Genomic DNA, 14,254 nt, shown 5'->3' on the forward strand with positions numbered 1-14,254 from the left:
GGTCTTGTCGCGGTGCGCCGCCAGGGACTCGAACCCCGGACCCGCTGATTAAGAGTCAGCTGCTCTAACCAACTGAGCTAGCGGCGCGTTGCTGAGAGGAATATACCGGCACTCGGCATCCTGGTCGAATCGGTCGGAGTCCGGCGTCAGATGGGGCGGGACCGCCGGACCCGGGCAGACTAGAATAAGGTTCGGCTGTGACGACAGGAGCCTTCATGTTCGACTCCCCCGCCGAGGTCGGTGAGCGGCTCGCCGCCGCGGGATACCTCTCCGACGACGCCATCTCCACCTCCGTCTTCCTGGCCGCCGCGCTCGGCAGGCCGTTGCTGGTCGAAGGGCCCGCCGGGGTGGGCAAGACGCAGCTGGCCAAGGCCGTGGCGCGGGCGAGCGGGTCCGAGCTGATACGGCTCCAGTGTTACGAGGGGCTGGACGAGGCGCGGGCCCTGTACGAGTGGAACTACAAGAAGCAGCTGCTCCGCATCCAGGCGACCAGCACCGACGAGGACATCTTCGGCGAGGAGTTCCTGCTCGAACGGCCGCTGCTGAAGGCCATCCGGGCCGGCGTGCCGACCGTGCTGCTGGTGGACGAGACCGACAAGGCGGATGTCGAGGTCGAGGGGCTGCTGCTGGAGCTGCTGTCGGACTTCCAGGTGACGATCCCCGAGCTGGGCACCATCTCGGCGGTCCGCAGGCCGTTCGTGGTGCTGACCTCCAACGCCACCCGCGAGCTGTCCGAGGCGCTCAAGCGCCGCTGCCTGTACCTGTACATCGGCTACCCGACGCCCGAGCGGGAGCGGGACATCGTGCTGGCGCAGGTTCCGACGATCCGGGCCGACCTGGCGGAGCAGCTCGCCCGTACGGTGGCGACGCTGCGGGGGCTGGAGCTGAAGAAGGCGCCGTCCGTGGCGGAGACCGTCGACTGGGCCAACACGCTGCTGGCCCTGGGACGCGAGGAGCTGGACGAGGCGACCGTCGCCGGGACGCTGGGCGTGGTGCTCAAGCACGCCTCCGACCACCGGCGGGTGTTGAAGGAACTGGGCCTGTCCGGTGGGTGAGTCGCTGGTCGGCAGGCATGTCGGGTTCGTGCGGGCCCTGCGGGAGGCGGGACTGCCCGTGTCCGTGGCCGAGGGGCTGGACGCGGTACGGGCCCTGCGGGTGATCGACCTGGCCGAGCGCGAGTCGCTGCGCGCCGCCTACGCGGCGACGCTGGTCAAGCGGCCCGCGCATCGGCCGGGGTTCGACGTGCTGTTCGACCTGTGGTTCCCGCCCGTCATGTCGGGGGGACCGGACGAACGTCTCCGGAGGGATCTGGAGGAGGCGTCGGTCGCCGAGTTGCGGGAGCGGCTGGCCGGGCTGGTGACCGGGGGCGGCGACGCGGAGATGCGGGAGTTCGCCCGGGCCATGGTGGAGCGGTTCGGGCGGCAGCAGGCCGGGCCGGGTCGCCAGAACTGGTTCTCCTACAGTGTCATGCGGGCCCTGTCGCCCGAGACGCTGATGGCCGGGATCCTTCGTGAGGTCCTCGCGGGACGCGAGCGCGGCGGCCTGGCGGAGCGGACGGTCCGGCAGCAGGTGACGGCCGGGGTCCGGCGCTTCGAGGAGGCGGTGGCCGCCGACGTGCGCCGCCGCATCGCCGAGGACTCGGGCATTGAGCGCATCGCCCGCTCGGCCGTGCGCCCGCCGCTCGACCAGGTCGACTTCCTGCGGGCGACCAGGGAGGACCTGGCCCGGCTGCGTCGCGAGGTGTATCCGCTGGCCAGGCGGCTGGCGACCCGGCTGGCGATCCGCCGGCGGCGGGGCAGGCGGGGCCGGCTCGACTTCCGCCGGACCGTGCGCGCGTCCCTGCAGAGCGGCGGCGTGCCGCTGACGCCGTCGTTCCGGCCGCCCCGCCCGCACCGGCCCGAGCTGGTCGTGCTGTGCGACGCCAGCGACTCGGTCTCGTCCTTCGCGCATTTCACGCTGCTGCTCACGTACGCGCTGAGAGAGCAGTTCGCCAAGGTACGGGCGTTCGGGTTCGTGGACACGGTGGACGAGATCACCCGGTTCTTCCGGCCCGGTACGGACGTGGTCGACGCCATGACCAGGCTGGCGGACGAGGCCGACATGGTGCGGTTCGGCCGTACCAACTACGGTTACGCGCTGGAGCGCTTCGCCGAGCGCCACGGCGATGCCGTGGGGCCGAGGACGTCGCTGCTGATCCTCGGCGACGCCCGCTCCAACTACCAGCCGCCCGCCCTGGACACCCTCAGGGCCCTGGCCGGCCGGGCCCGCCACGCCTACTGGCTGAACCCCGAGCCGAAGGCGCAGTGGGACACCGGCGACTCCGTCGCGAGCGCGTACGCGGGCGTCGTGCCCATGTACGAGTGCCGCAACGTCTCCCAGCTCACAGCCTTCATCGAGAGCCTCGACTGACCCTCCGGCCACGTTACCGTCCAGTAGAAACAAGGGGACGTGGGCTAGAGTGGGCGGAAAGTCCGTAAAGGGCGATATGACATCGAGGAGGCAGGGCCCGCCTGGGGCTCGCGATTTTGACGGGTGCAACGAGCGAAGCGGAACACAGCCGGGCCGGAACCGTGTGGCAGGACGCGCCGTATCCGGTGCTGCTGATCGACGGTGACGGCGTCATAGGGCTCGTCAACGACGCGGCCCGGGCTCTGCTGCCCGCGGCCGCCCCGGGGGTGCCGCTGGCCGACGCCGTCCCCGCCTGGCTGTCCCGGGCCCACGACACCCTGACCGGCCGGTCCTCCCCCGTGCCACCGCCGCCCCTCTCGGGGCCGCGCGCCGCGTCCGAGGGCGCCGTACGCGGGCCGGTGGGTGATCGGATGTTCGAGGCGCACCCGTCGCCCGGCGACGGCTCCTCCGTGGTCTGGTGGCTGGTGGACGCCACCGACCACCACCGGGTGTCCGAGGCACTGCGGATCGAGCGCCGGCGGACCGCCTTCCTCGCCGAGGCGTCCAACGAGCTGCTCTCCTCCCTGAACCTCGACCGCTGCATGGAGGTCACGGCCCGCCTGGCCGCCCGGCACCTGGCCGACGCCGCCCTGGTCATCCTGCCGAAGTCCGGGCACAGGCATCCGGTGGCCTACTGCGGGCCGGACGGCCGCGTGGTCCGCGAGAGCCTGTCCGTGGACCCGACGCAGGTACCGGGGCTGACCGAGGCGCTGCGGGGGTTCCCGCCGACGCCGTCGCGCTGGATCGACCCCGCCTCGGCCCCCGGCTGGATGGCCCGCGGCGAGCTGGGCGAGCCGGGGTCCATGGTCGTCACGGCCCTGCCCGGCCACGGGGTTCCGGCGGGCGCGCTCGTGCTGCTGCGGCGCTCCGGCCAGGCGGGCTTCTCGGAGGGCGAGGAGGTGTTCGCGCGGCTGTTCGCCGCTCGTGCCGGTGCCGCCATGTCCGCCGCGCGCCTGTACGCCGAGCAGACGGCCATCACCGAGACCCTGATGCGCGAGCTCCTGCCGCCTTCGACCAGCCACCTGGACGGGGTGGAGCTGTCGGCCCGCTACCGGCCCGCGGGCGCGACCGAGCTGGTCGGCGGCGACTTCTTCGACCTGCACCCCGCCACGGAGCCGGGCGGGGAGTCGCTGGTGGTGCTGGGCGACGTGTGCGGCAAGGGCCTGGAGGCGGCCGTGCTCACCGGCCGGATCCGTACCACGCTGCACGCGCTGCTGCCCATGGCCGACGATCACCGCCGGCTGCTCGGGCTGCTCAACGACGTGCTGCTGCGGGGTGACCGCAGCAGGTTCGTCACGCTGGTGCTGGCGTCCGTACGGCGGGACGGCCCCAGGGTGACGGTACGGCTGACCAGTGCGGGCCACGAGCCTCCCCTGATCCTGCGGGCCGACGGCCGGGTGGAGGAGTCCCGCACCCGGGGCACCCTGATCGGCATGCTGGAGCGGATCACCAGCACCACCGAGTCCGTGGTGCTGGAGCCGGGCGACACCTGCCTGCTGTACACCGACGGCGTGACCGAGGCGCGCGGCGGCCCGCTGGGCGACGAGCTGTTCGGCGAGCAGCGGCTGCGCGAGGAGCTGGAGCAGTGCGCCGGGATGCCGCCCGAGGCGGTCACCGAGCGCGTCCAGATGCTGGCCGCGCAGTGGGCGGGCGGCGGCGACCACGACGACGTGGCGGTGATCGCCATCACCGCACCCCGCGCGGGCCGGGGCGGGGAGCGGTGATGGCGGGCAACGCTCCGAACGGCCCTGAGGCGGACCGGGCGGGGCTGCTGTGGGAGGCCGCGGCGGCCGGTGACGAGTACGCGGCGGTGGACGTGGTGCTGGCCGCCCTCGACGACGGCGTCGACATGGAGAGCCTGCTGATGGACGTCGTGGCGCCGGTGCAGGCGCGGGTGGGCCGCGAGTGGGCCGCCAACCTGATCACGGTCGCGCAGGAGCACACGATCACGGCGGTCAACGAGCGCGTACTGGCCGCCCTGGCCCACCACCCCGCCGCCCGCGATGCCGCCCGTACGAGCCGGCAGGCCCGCGAGTCCGCCGCCGGAGCCGCGCGGACGAGGGGTCGTGTCACGGTGGCGTGCATCGACGGGGAGTGGCACGCCTTCCCCGCGCGGATCCTCACCGAGGTGCTGCGCCTGCGCGGCTGGACGGTGGACTACCTGGGCGCGCAGGTGCCCACGCAGCACCTGATCGCGCACCTGCACCGCACCGGCCCGGACGTCGTGGCGCTGTCCAGCTCGATCGCCACGCGGCTGCCGGCCGCGCACGCCGCCATCACGGCCTGCCAGGCGACCGGCACTCCGGTGCTGGCCGGTGGCGCCGCGTTCGGACCCGACGGCCGCTACGCCCGCCTGCTCGGCGCGGACGCCTGGGCCCCCGACGCCCGCTCGGCCGCCGACCGGCTGGCGGGCGGCCCTCCGTCCCGCCCCGCCCCGAGCCGCCAGGCCGTCGACGACCTGCCGCACCTGGACGACCAGGAGTACACACTGGTCACCCAGTCCGCCCCGCGGCTGGTCAGGCACGTCATGGACGGGCTGCGCGAGCGCGTCCCCGCGATGGCCTCCTACACCCCCCAGCAGCTCCGCCACACCGCCGAGGACGTGGCGCACGTCGTGGACTTCCTCGCGACCGCCCTCTACCTGGACGATCCTGGTCTGTTCGGCGCCTTCCTGACGTGGACGGCGGAGATCCTCACGGCGCGGGGCGTCCCCGCGCGCACGCTGCTGCCCGCGCTGGACCTGCTCGCCGCGCGGCTCACCGACTTCCCCCGGACGACGGGCCTTCTCGCGTACGGGCGCGAGGCGCTGCGTACCGCCGGCGTCCCCGTCGAGGCCGGTCCCGCGGTGGACGTCACCGCTGTGCCCTCGCCCGCCGTCGACGCTCCTGGAGGCAGCGCGTGACCGACTTCGTTCCCGAGCCGCTGGAACTCACCCAGGAGACGCCCGCACCGCACATCGTCCGCATCTGCCTGCACGGTGATCTCGACCACACCACCGCGCAGGAGTTCCTCGAAGCCGTCACCGCCGCGCTGACCGGGCCCGGCGCGCCGCGCGAGCTGCGGATCGGCTGCGCCGGGCTGCGGTTGTGCGACTCCAGCGGCCTGTCCGCGCTGCTGGTGGCCCGCCGCCGGGCGGGCGAGGCGGGCGCGCTGCTGCTCCTGGACGACCGTGGCCCCGCACTGGAGCGGCTGCTGGACATGACCGGCACCCTCGCCCACCTCACCGGCGAGAGCGCCCCACGCCACGACGACCACCTCGACGACCGCGTCTGACCTGGCTCCGGGGTCGGGTCAGGAGCGCTGGAGCTCGCGGGCCGCCGTGCGAGTCAGCAGCTCGATCTGGTCGTCGTCCAGCACGACCTCCCGCGACGCCTTGATGCGGCGGGCCACCAGGCGGGGCTTGAGCAGCGTGATGCCCTCCGCCGTGACACTGCCGCCGCGCGGCAGCGAGCCGGAGTGCGCGGCCAGCATGACCGTGATCGTCACCGGCACGCCGGTCTCGCGCGTCAGTATCTCGGCGAACGCGCGGGCGGTCTCGGCCAGCGGTCTGGCGACGTTGGTGCCGTACTTCTCGCCGAAGAAGAGCCTGCCGCCGTACGCGGCGATCTCCGTGTCGGGGCTCCACGACTCGTTGTCCACGATCCACAGCCCGCCAGGGCCGATCACGAGGTGGTCGATGGACGCCTGGCCGCGGATGGCGCGGCCGTCGAGGACCTTGTAACCGCGCCTGCGCAGCGAGCGCCGCAGGAGGCGGCCGGTGATGGCCTCGCCGCGCCGCTGGCCCCGCCAGACCGCCGTGGCCCGGAACGAGCTCCACGCCAGCCACCAGTCGGCGGCGGCGACGACGCCGGCGAGCGCGAGGCCGTAGAGGGGAACGAGGTCGAGACCGAAGCGGATGGCGAGCCCGATGCCGGCCACGAAGCCGACCGCCGCCTTGACCATCCGGGACCGCTGGCGGCCCTTGGCCGCCTCACGCCAGAACTTCTCGTAGTACCACTGCGGCGACGAGCCGGCGTACTTCGCGTCCTGCTGCACGTAGATAGAGCCACCGGGCACGGCAAACTCCCCGAATGATGAGATCGAACCGAACCAAACGGGATCTGCCACGCCGAAGATCCCTCGCCAAGTCAAGTAATACCCCACTCCAAGCAAGGGCACCCTAAGGTGACGGAAATAGCACCGGGAAGACCGCTCGACCGACCAGTCGGTATCCTGTCGGAGGTGACCAAGGGGGACACGTGAAGGAAGAACCGGTACGCGGCCGGCTGCTGAGCGCGGCGACGCGGTTGTTCGCCGCGAGAGGCTTCGAGGGCACCTCGGTGCAGGAGATCGTGCTGGCGGCGGGCGTCACCAAGGGCGCCATGTACCACTATTTCAGCTCCAAGGATGACCTGCTGCACGAGATCTACGCTCGCGTGCTGCGCATGCAGATGGACAGGCTCACCCTGATCGCCGACGGCTCCGGCACGGTCGCCGAGCGGCTGCACGCCGCCGCGGCCGACGTCGTCGAGACCACCACCGCCAACCTCGACGACTCCAAGATCTTCTTCCGGTCGATGCACCTGCTGGCGCCCGAGACGCAGAAGAGCGTGCGGGCCGAGCGCCGACGCTACCACGAGCGATTCCGCGATCTCGTGGCCGAGGGGCAGCGCGAGGGCACCTTCAGCGACCACGTCCCGGCCGACCTGGTCGTCGACTACTTCTTCGGCTCGGTCCACCACCTGGGCACCTGGTACCACGCGGACGGGCCGCTGACCGGCGCCCAGGTGGGAAGGCACTTCGCCGACCTGCTGCTCACCTCACTCCGCGCCGGGGCCGGGCACACCGGCGAGTGAGGCCAGCGCCTCCCGGTGGTCGCCGGGGGTGCCGAGAGCGATCTCTCCGGCCTTGGCGCGCTTGAGGAAGAGATGCACGGGATGCTCCCAGGTCATCCCGATCCCGCCGTGGAGCTGGAGAGCCTCCTCGGCCGCGTGCACGGCCACGCCGCCGTTCCACGCCTGGGCCACGGCGACGGCCACCGGGTCGAGCCCGGCCCCGCCCGGCGCTCCCTCCTCGGAAGCGGACACCGCGCCTCGGGCGGCGGCCCTGGCCCTGACCACATCGAGCCACAGGTCCGCCAGCCGGTGCTTGACCGCCTGGAACGACCCCACCGGCCGGGCGAACTGATGGCGCTCCTTGACGTACGCGAGCGTGGTCTCCAGGCACCACTCGGCCACGCCGAGCTGCTCCGAGGCCAGCAGCCCCGCGCCGAACCGCAGCACCTCGGCCAGGTCCACCACGCCGAGCCGCGTGCCGGGCGCGCCGTCGAGGGTCACGGTCGCCACCGGGCGCGTCAGGTCCAGCGACGGCACCGCCTGGACGGCCGCGGCGTCGCGTTCGACGGCGTAGAGGGTCGCCGAGCCGCCCGCCGAGGCCCCGGGGACCGGGACGAGGAGGACGTCGGCCACGTCGGCCCCCGCCACGCTCCGCACGCTCCCTGACAGCAGCGCCTCGCCGCCGCCTCCGGGCTCTCCGGAGCTCACCGGGGAGCCGTGCCAGGGCCGGTACGGCGAGGCGGCGAACGGGACCGCCAGCGCGGCCGTCACCCGGCCCTCCGCGAGTCCCCGCAGCAGCCCGACGCCCGCGGCCGTCTCACCGGCGGCCGTCTCACCGGCGCCCGTCCCCGTGGCGCGGACCAGCGCGTACGTGGCCAGGACCGAGCTGGTGAAGAACGGCACCGGCGCCACCCCGCGGCCCAGCTCCTCCAGCACCACGGCCGCCTCGCTCGCCGTGGCCCCGGCTCCCCCGTGCGCCTCCGGGACCAGCAGCCCCGCCACGCCGATCTCGCCGGCGAGGGTCTTCCACAGGCCCGGGTCGTACGGCTCGGACTCGACGCGCGCCAGGACGGCGGCGGGCGGGCAGCGGTCCGCGAGCACGGCCCGGACGGCGGCCCGCAGCTCCTCCTCGACCTCCGAGTACAGCAGGGTCATCGCGGCAGGTCCTTCCAGGGGACGTCCTTGTCGACGCGGGGTTCGGCGGGCAGGCCGAGCACGCGCTCGGCGATGATGTTCCGGAGGATCTCCGAGGTGCCGCCCTCGATGGAGTTGCCCTTGGCGCGCAGGTAGCGGTAGCCGGCGCCGCGGCCGTAGAAGTCGACGGTGTCGGAGCGGCGGAAGGCCCAGTCGTCGTAGCCGAGGTCGCGGCGGAGCTCCACGTCGAGGCCCGACAGCGCCTGGTTGAGCCTGGCGAACGACAGTTTCATGCCCGACCCCTCGGGGCCGGGCTGGCCGGCGGCGAGCTGCTCGCGCAGCCGCGCGCCCGACAGGCGGGTGACCTCGGCCTCCACCCACAGGGCCAGCAGCCGCTGGTGCAGGTCGTGGGTGCGCAGCTCGGGGTGCTCGCTCCAGGTCTCCAGCACCGGCGCGAGCATGCCGCCGCCGCGCCGCACGCGCGCGCCGCCGATGGCGACGCGCTCGTTCATGAGCGTGGTCTGCGCGACGCGCCAGCCGTCGCCGACCTGGCCGAGCCGCAGGTCGTCGGGGAGCCGCACACCGGTCAGGAAGACCTCGTTGAACTCCGCCTCGCCGGTGATCTGCCGCAGCGGCCGGACCTCGACGCCGGGGGCGTGCATGTCGCAGACGAAGTACGTCAGGCCGCGGTGCTTGGGCACGCCCGGGTCGGTGCGGGCGACGAGGATCGCCCACCGGGCGTGGTGGGCGCCGGACGTCCACACCTTCTGCCCGTCCACGATCCACTCGTCGCCGTCGCGGACGGCCCGGGTGGCGAGCGTGGCGAGGTCGGACCCGGCGCCGGGCTCGCTGAAGAGCTGGCACCAGATCTCCTCGCCGGTCCACAGCGGGCGCAGGAACCGCCGCCGCTGCTCCTCGGTGCCGAACGTCAGGATCGTGGGCGCCGCCATGCCGAGGCCGATGCCCTGGACGCCGGTGTCGATCTGCGGCGTGCCGGCGAGCCCCTCCTCCACGACCCGTTGCAGCTCGGGTGAGAGCCCGAGGCCGCCGAGCCCCTCCGGATACCACACCCAGGCCAGCCCGGCGTCGAACCTGGCACGCAGGAACTCCAGCCGGTCGCCTCCGGGGTCGTGGCGGGCGAGGAAGTCCGCCACCAGCTCCCTGAGCCGCGCTTCGTCCACTCGGGGTCCTCCGATCGGTGTCACATGTACTTCTTGAGCTCGCGGTAGGCCAGGGACCGCTTGTGGACCTCGTCCGGGCCGTCGGCCAGGCGCAGGGAGCGGGCCCCGGCCCACAGACCGGCCAGCGGGAAGTCCTGCGAGACCCCGCCCGCCCCGTGGACCTGGATGGCCTTGTCGAGGATCCACTCCACGGTCACCGGAGTCGCGATCTTGATGGCCTGGATCTCGGTGTGCGCGCCCTGGTTGCCGACGGTGTCCATGAGCCAGGCCGTCTTGAGGACGAGCAGCCGCAGCTGCTCGATGCGGACGCGGGACTCGGCGATCCAGTCCTGGACCACGCCCTGCTGGGCGACGGGCTTGCCGAACGTGGTCCGGCTCAGCGCACGGCGGCACATCAGCTCGACGGCCCGCTCGGCCATGCCGATGAGCCGCATGCAGTGGTGGATGCGGCCCGGCCCGAGCCTGGCCTGGGCGATCGCGAAGCCGCCGCCCTGCTCGCCGATGAGGTTGTCCACCGGGACGCGGACGTCCTCGAACACGATCTCGGCGTGGCCGCCGTGGTCGGCGTCGTCGTAGCCGAACACGCTCATGCCGCGCCTGATGTGCATGCCGGGCGTGTCACGCGGCACCAGCACCATGCTCTGCTGCCGGTGCGACGGCGCCTCCGGGTCGGTCTTGCCCATGACGATGAAGATCTTGCACTCGGGGTTCATGGCGCCTGAGATGAACCACTTGCGGCCGTTGATGACGTACTCGTCGCCGTCCCGGACGATCGAGGTGGCGATGTTGGTGGCGTCCGAGGAGGCCACGTCGGGCTCCGTCATGGCGAACGCGGACCGGATCTCCCCGTCCAGCAACGGCCGCAGCCACTCCTCGCGCTGCCAGTCGTCGCCGAACATGGACAGCACCTCCATGTTGCCCGTGTCCGGCGCGGCGCAGTTGGTGGCGACGGGTGCGAGGTGCGGGCTGCGGCCCATGATCTCCGCCAGCGGCGCGTACTGGAGGTTCGTCAGCCCGGCCCCGTCGGCGCCGGGCAGGAACAGGTTCCACAGGCCGCGCTTGCGCGCCTCGTCCTTGAGGTCGGCCAGCAGCGGCGGGGCGCTCCAGCCGCTGGTGGCGGCCTGCTCGGCGAAGGCGGCCTCGGCCGGGTGGACGCACTCGTCCATGAAGCGCAGCAGCCGCTCGCGCAACTCCTGGGTGACGCTGTCGTAGGCGAAGTCCATACCGCCGAGCCTACCGACCGGCCGGTATGCGTGTCGACAGTGGTCTTCGTCGAAGACAGTGGTCGTCGCCAAAAGGCGCCATGTGGCCATGACCCGGTTTCCGGTCATCTCCTAGGCTGGCCGCCATGACCGCCAGGCTCCCCTCTCCCGTGGTGCTCGAGAACGACGTCGTCCGGCTCGAACCGCTCACCCTCTCCCACGTGCCCGACCTGTTCGCGGCCGGCGGGGACGACACGGAGGTGTGGCGCTGGATGCCGGCGCGTCCCCGGACCGAGGAGGAGCTGAGGGAGGTGGCCGCCGGGCTGATGGCGGACGACAAGCACGTCCCGCTCGCGGTCGTCCCCCGCGAGAGCGGCCGGGCGGTGGGCTGGACCACCTACGGCGACGTGCCGGGCTTCGACGAGAGCGTGGAGATCGGCTGGACCTGGTACGGCAGGGCGGTCTGGCGCACGGCCGTGAACACGAACTGCAAGGTGCTGCTCATCGACCACGCCTTCGGCGAGCTGGGGTACAACCGCGTGCTGCTCAAGACGGACGTGCTGAACACCCGCTCGCAGAACGCGATCCGGCGGATCGGCGGCGTCCACGAGGGCACGCTGCGGCGTCACCGCAGGCGGCCGGACGGCACCTGGCGCGACACCGTCTTCTTCGGCATCCTCCAGGAGGAGTGGCCGCCCCACCGGGCCCGCCTCACCGCCTGACGAACCCGCCCGACCAGCCCGCCTGACGAGCCCCCGTCGGACCCGCCCGACGGGGCCGCCCGGCCGGGACGGGCTCAGCCGGCTCCCAGCATGCCGGTCAGCAGCTCGCGCATCGCCGCCCGGACGTCGTCCTTGGACGGGCGCTCCCCCGCCCCGGCGATCGCGTCGAACATGACGCCCTCGGTGAACGCCACGAGCTGGTGCGCGTGCCGTACCGGATCAGGGGAGCCCAGGGCGGCCAGCAACGCCACGGCGGGGTCGCGGAAGCGGCGGCCGGCCCGGTCGTAGACGCGGCGCAGCTCGGGCCGGCGGGTGGCCTCCAGGGCCAGCTCGTAGCGGGCCAGCGTGCGCCGGGCGTCGGAGAGCTGCACGTCCAGCGCCTCCACGAGCAGCTCCACCAGGTCCTCGCGCGACGGGCGCCGGTCGCGCGCCGGCAGCCCGGCTTCCAGGGCCGGGGCCAGGGCGCGCTCCTCCAGCCCGACGAGGTGGGCCAGGGTGAGTTCGAGCAGCGCGGCGCGGGTGCGGGCGAGGTTGGAGGCCGAGCCGGGCGGCAGGCCGGCGGTCTCGTCCACGGCCCGATGGGTCAGGCCGCGCATCCCCCGCTCGGCCAGCAGCGTGATCGCCGCCTCCGCCACCGCCTCTGAACGCTTCACAGCACCCGATCCTACGGGCAACTCACTACCCCTGTAGTTATCGCACTACAGGAGTAGTATCTTGGAACTACAGACGTAGTTGAGGAGGCGAAGATGCCGGCTGCTGTGGTGATCGGTGCGGGGATCGGCGGGCTGACCGCGGGGATCGCCCTGCGCCAGGCGGGGTGGGACGTGACGGTGCTGGAGCGGGCCGAGCGGTTGAAGCCGGTCGGCTCGGGCCTGGCCGTCGCGGTGAACGCGCTGCGAGCCCTCGACACCCTCGGGCTCGGCGACCCCGTGCGCGCGCTGTCCCGGGTCCAGGGAACGCTGGGCATCCGCAGGCCGGACGGCCGGTGGCTGGCGCGCAGCACGGAGGAGAGCGTCAGGAAGGAGTTCAGCGACTCCGTCGTGGTGCTGCCGCGGGCGGCGCTCGTGGAGCTGCTGGCGGAGGCGCTGGGCGCGGACGCCCTTCACCTGGGCGTCCAGGTGACGGAGGTGGATCCGGACACGGGCACCGTCCGCACGAGCGAGGGCGAGCGCGTGGGCGAGCTGGTCGTGGCCGCCGACGGCATCCACTCGGCGACCCGCCGCGCCCTCTTCCCCCTCCACCCGGGCCCGGTGTACTCCGGGGTGACGGCCTGGCGGGGGCTGGTGCCGTGGACGGGCGGCCCGCTGCCCAGCACCGAGACGTGGGGCAGGGGCAGGGTGTTCGGCGCCCACCTCCTCGCGGGCGGCCTGGTCTACTTCTACGCGACCGACGTGTCCCCGGCCGGGGAGTCGGGCCGCGACGAGCGCGAGGAGCTGCTGCGCAGGTTCGGCGGGTGGCACGAGCCGATCCCGTCACTGCTGCGCGACGTCCCGGCGGAGCGGATCCTGCGCAACGACATCCACGCGTTCGCCACGCCGCTGCCGGCCTTCCACCGGGGACGGGTGGCGCTGGTGGGCGACGCGGCCCACCCGATGACGCCGAACCTGGGGCAGGGCGCCTGCCAGGCGATCGAGGACGGGGTCGTGCTCGCGTACGTGGCCGGCGGCGACCTGGCCGCCTACTCGGCGGCCCGCGTGGAGCGGACGGCCACGCTCGTGCGGCGCTCGACGGCGGTGTGCCGGGCGACGAAGGTGCGCAACCCCGTCGCGGTGTCGCTGCGCGACGCGGGGATGGCCCTGGCGGCCCGGCTCAGCTCCGATCTGATGCCGAAGTCAATGCGGGAGGTACTGGAATGGACTCCACCGCGACGGGCCGCGAGTGGTCGGGGGCCAGGCGCCCCAGCGTGATCGTGCCGGCGATGGTCAGCGCGCCGGCCAGCAGCGCCGGGACGGCCGTGGACGGGCTGGCCGGCAGCGGCTCGCCCAGCAGGATGGCCCCGGCCAGCACCGAGGTGACCGGGTCGACGACCTGGACGCCCGCGTAGGCGATGCCGAAGTAGCCGATGGCGTACGAGCGCTGGAGCAGCACCACCGCGCAGACCAGCAGCACCGGCACGACCAGCGTGAACCAGTGCAGCAGCCTGCCCCAGTCGCCCTGCATGCCGCCGCCCACCACGCGCACGAACGTGGACACGCTGGCCGTGACGACTCCCGCCCCCACCGACATCAGCAGCGCCTTGCCGGGGCCGCGCAGCCGGCGGGCGACGAGCTCGGAGACGAGCGCGATCGCCGCGATCACCCCGATGAACGCGAGCGCGGCCCCGTCGGTGAGGTGCGGGACGACGTTGTGGGCGGGCACGAGCAGCATGAGCCACACCAGGCCCACGGCGACCGCGAGCGAGCCGAGGATCTCCGCGCGGTACGGCCGCCGCCCGTACATGAGCGCGGCCAGCGGCACGGCGAACACCAGCGTGGCCACGCTGATGGGCTGCACCGCGACCAGCGGCGCGAAGCTGAGCGCGACGGCGTGCAGGCTCGCCCCCGTCAACCCGATGACCCCGCCGATCACCCAGCGGGGACGTCTCACCAGCTTGAGCGAGGCGCCGCCCGCCACGGCCTCGTACTGTTGCAGGGCCGCCCCGAGCGCGTATCCCAGGGCGCCGAGCAGGGCGATGAGGAGTCCGGCCCAGGTCATCGGCGCCCACGCAGGGGCAGGGACGTGTGGAGGCGCATTGCTCCAGCTTAAGAGGGAAG

14 protein-coding genes and 1 tRNA gene are annotated in these 14,254 nt (G+C 73.3%); 8 read left to right on the forward strand and 7 right to left on the reverse strand.

The window, feature by feature from the left end; translation table 11 throughout:
- Positions 1-13 precede the first annotated feature (13 nt).
- Positions 14-87, reverse strand: a tRNA-Lys gene (locus tag ACIBG4_RS12890).
- Between the two features lie 128 nt (positions 88-215).
- Between ACIBG4_RS12890 and ACIBG4_RS12895 the strand changes: the two genes are divergently transcribed.
- From ACIBG4_RS12895 to ACIBG4_RS12915, 5 genes are all read left to right on the forward strand, one after another.
- The gene (locus ACIBG4_RS12895) at positions 216-1,055 is read left to right on the forward strand and encodes a MoxR family ATPase (protein WP_355438406.1); all 840 of its coding nucleotides are present in this window, start codon (positions 216-218) and stop codon (positions 1,053-1,055) included.
- Positions 1,048-2,409: a VWA domain-containing protein gene (locus ACIBG4_RS12900; RefSeq protein ID WP_397201959.1), complete on the forward strand. Its 1,362-nt coding sequence runs from the start codon at positions 1,048-1,050 to the stop codon at positions 2,407-2,409. The genes ACIBG4_RS12895 and ACIBG4_RS12900 overlap by 8 nt, the downstream gene beginning before the upstream one ends.
- Positions 2,410-2,570: 161 nt before the next feature.
- The gene (locus ACIBG4_RS12905; RefSeq protein WP_397201960.1) at positions 2,571-4,172 is read left to right on the forward strand and encodes a PP2C family protein-serine/threonine phosphatase; all 1,602 of its coding nucleotides are present in this window, start codon (positions 2,571-2,573) and stop codon (positions 4,170-4,172) included.
- Positions 4,172-5,350, forward strand: coding sequence for a B12-binding domain-containing protein (locus ACIBG4_RS12910; protein WP_397201961.1), 1,179 nt, complete (start codon positions 4,172-4,174; stop codon positions 5,348-5,350). The genes ACIBG4_RS12905 and ACIBG4_RS12910 overlap by 1 nt, the downstream gene beginning before the upstream one ends.
- On the forward strand, positions 5,347-5,721 hold the full coding sequence (locus ACIBG4_RS12915) for an STAS domain-containing protein (RefSeq protein ID WP_397201962.1): 375 nt from the start codon (positions 5,347-5,349) through the stop codon (positions 5,719-5,721). Before ACIBG4_RS12910 ends, ACIBG4_RS12915 begins: the two co-directional genes overlap by 4 nt.
- An 18-nt stretch (positions 5,722-5,739) precedes the next feature.
- Here ACIBG4_RS12915 and ACIBG4_RS12920 read toward each other — a convergent pair whose 3' ends face one another.
- Complete coding sequence (locus ACIBG4_RS12920; RefSeq protein WP_397201963.1) at positions 5,740-6,504, reverse strand: nuclease-related domain-containing protein; 765 nt, start codon at positions 6,502-6,504, stop codon at positions 5,740-5,742.
- A 182-nt stretch (positions 6,505-6,686) separates the two neighbouring features.
- Here ACIBG4_RS12920 and ACIBG4_RS12925 point away from each other — a divergent pair, with 182 nt between their 5' ends.
- Positions 6,687-7,283, forward strand: coding sequence for a TetR/AcrR family transcriptional regulator (locus ACIBG4_RS12925; protein WP_310713406.1), 597 nt, complete (start codon positions 6,687-6,689; stop codon positions 7,281-7,283).
- Here the strand turns inward: ACIBG4_RS12925 and ACIBG4_RS12930 are convergent.
- Genes ACIBG4_RS12930 through ACIBG4_RS12940 form a run of 3 tightly spaced genes read right to left on the reverse strand, consistent with a single transcriptional unit; the run spans position 7,248 to position 10,800 of the window.
- Positions 7,248-8,417 carry an acyl-CoA dehydrogenase family protein gene (locus ACIBG4_RS12930; RefSeq protein WP_397201964.1) on the reverse strand — a complete coding sequence of 390 codons (1,170 nt, stop codon included), beginning with the start codon at positions 8,415-8,417 and terminating at the stop codon, positions 7,248-7,250. The genes ACIBG4_RS12925 and ACIBG4_RS12930 overlap by 36 nt on opposite strands.
- On the reverse strand, positions 8,414-9,577 hold the full coding sequence (locus ACIBG4_RS12935) for an acyl-CoA dehydrogenase family protein (protein ID WP_310713402.1): 1,164 nt from the start codon (positions 9,575-9,577) through the stop codon (positions 8,414-8,416). Before ACIBG4_RS12935 ends, ACIBG4_RS12930 begins: the two co-directional genes overlap by 4 nt.
- A 20-nt stretch (positions 9,578-9,597) precedes the next feature.
- On the reverse strand, positions 9,598-10,800 hold the full coding sequence (locus tag ACIBG4_RS12940) for an acyl-CoA dehydrogenase family protein (RefSeq protein ID WP_310713400.1): 1,203 nt from the start codon (positions 10,798-10,800) through the stop codon (positions 9,598-9,600).
- 125 nt (positions 10,801-10,925) lie between these two features.
- Between ACIBG4_RS12940 and ACIBG4_RS12945 the strand changes: the two genes are divergently transcribed.
- The gene (locus ACIBG4_RS12945) at positions 10,926-11,501 is read left to right on the forward strand and encodes a GNAT family N-acetyltransferase (RefSeq protein WP_397201965.1); all 576 of its coding nucleotides are present in this window, start codon (positions 10,926-10,928) and stop codon (positions 11,499-11,501) included.
- Between the two features lie 74 nt (positions 11,502-11,575).
- On the opposite strand, the gene ACIBG4_RS12950 is transcribed toward ACIBG4_RS12945, so the two are convergent.
- The gene (locus tag ACIBG4_RS12950) at positions 11,576-12,154 is read right to left on the reverse strand and encodes a TetR family transcriptional regulator C-terminal domain-containing protein (protein WP_310713396.1); all 579 of its coding nucleotides are present in this window, start codon (positions 12,152-12,154) and stop codon (positions 11,576-11,578) included.
- 93 nt (positions 12,155-12,247) lie between these two features.
- On the opposite strand from ACIBG4_RS12950, the gene ACIBG4_RS12955 reads away from it, so the two are divergent.
- Positions 12,248-13,408: an FAD-dependent monooxygenase gene (locus tag ACIBG4_RS12955; protein ID WP_397201966.1), complete on the forward strand. Its 1,161-nt coding sequence runs from the start codon at positions 12,248-12,250 to the stop codon at positions 13,406-13,408.
- Here the strand turns inward: ACIBG4_RS12955 and ACIBG4_RS12960 are convergent.
- Complete coding sequence (locus ACIBG4_RS12960; protein ID WP_397201967.1) at positions 13,311-14,195, reverse strand: hypothetical protein; 885 nt, start codon at positions 14,193-14,195, stop codon at positions 13,311-13,313. The two genes, ACIBG4_RS12955 and ACIBG4_RS12960, sit on opposite strands and share 98 nt — an antisense overlap.
- Positions 14,196-14,254 lie beyond the last annotated feature (59 nt).

It is taken from the genome of Nonomuraea sp. NPDC050383 (assembly GCF_044459125.1).
Lineage (GTDB): Bacteria > Actinomycetota > Actinomycetes > Streptosporangiales > Streptosporangiaceae > Nonomuraea.

Bases quoted from the DNA above. Each gene is read 5' to 3' on its own strand.
- ACIBG4_RS12960 (WP_397201967.1), bottom strand. From the start codon at position 14,195: ATGACCTGGGCCGGACTCCTCATCGCCCTGCTCGGCGCCCTGGGATAC.
- ACIBG4_RS12940 (WP_310713400.1), bottom strand. From the start codon at position 10,800: ATGGACTTCGCCTACGACAGCGTCACCCAGGAGTTGCGCGAGCGGCTG.
- ACIBG4_RS12945 (WP_397201965.1), top strand. From the start codon at position 10,926: ATGACCGCCAGGCTCCCCTCTCCCGTGGTGCTCGAGAACGACGTCGTC.
- ACIBG4_RS12930 (WP_397201964.1), bottom strand. From the start codon at position 8,417: ATGACCCTGCTGTACTCGGAGGTCGAGGAGGAGCTGCGGGCCGCCGTC.
- ACIBG4_RS12955 (WP_397201966.1), top strand. From the start codon at position 12,248: ATGCCGGCTGCTGTGGTGATCGGTGCGGGGATCGGCGGGCTGACCGCG.
- ACIBG4_RS12910 (WP_397201961.1), top strand. From the start codon at position 4,172: ATGGCGGGCAACGCTCCGAACGGCCCTGAGGCGGACCGGGCGGGGCTG.
- ACIBG4_RS12895 (WP_355438406.1), top strand. From the start codon at position 216: ATGTTCGACTCCCCCGCCGAGGTCGGTGAGCGGCTCGCCGCCGCGGGA.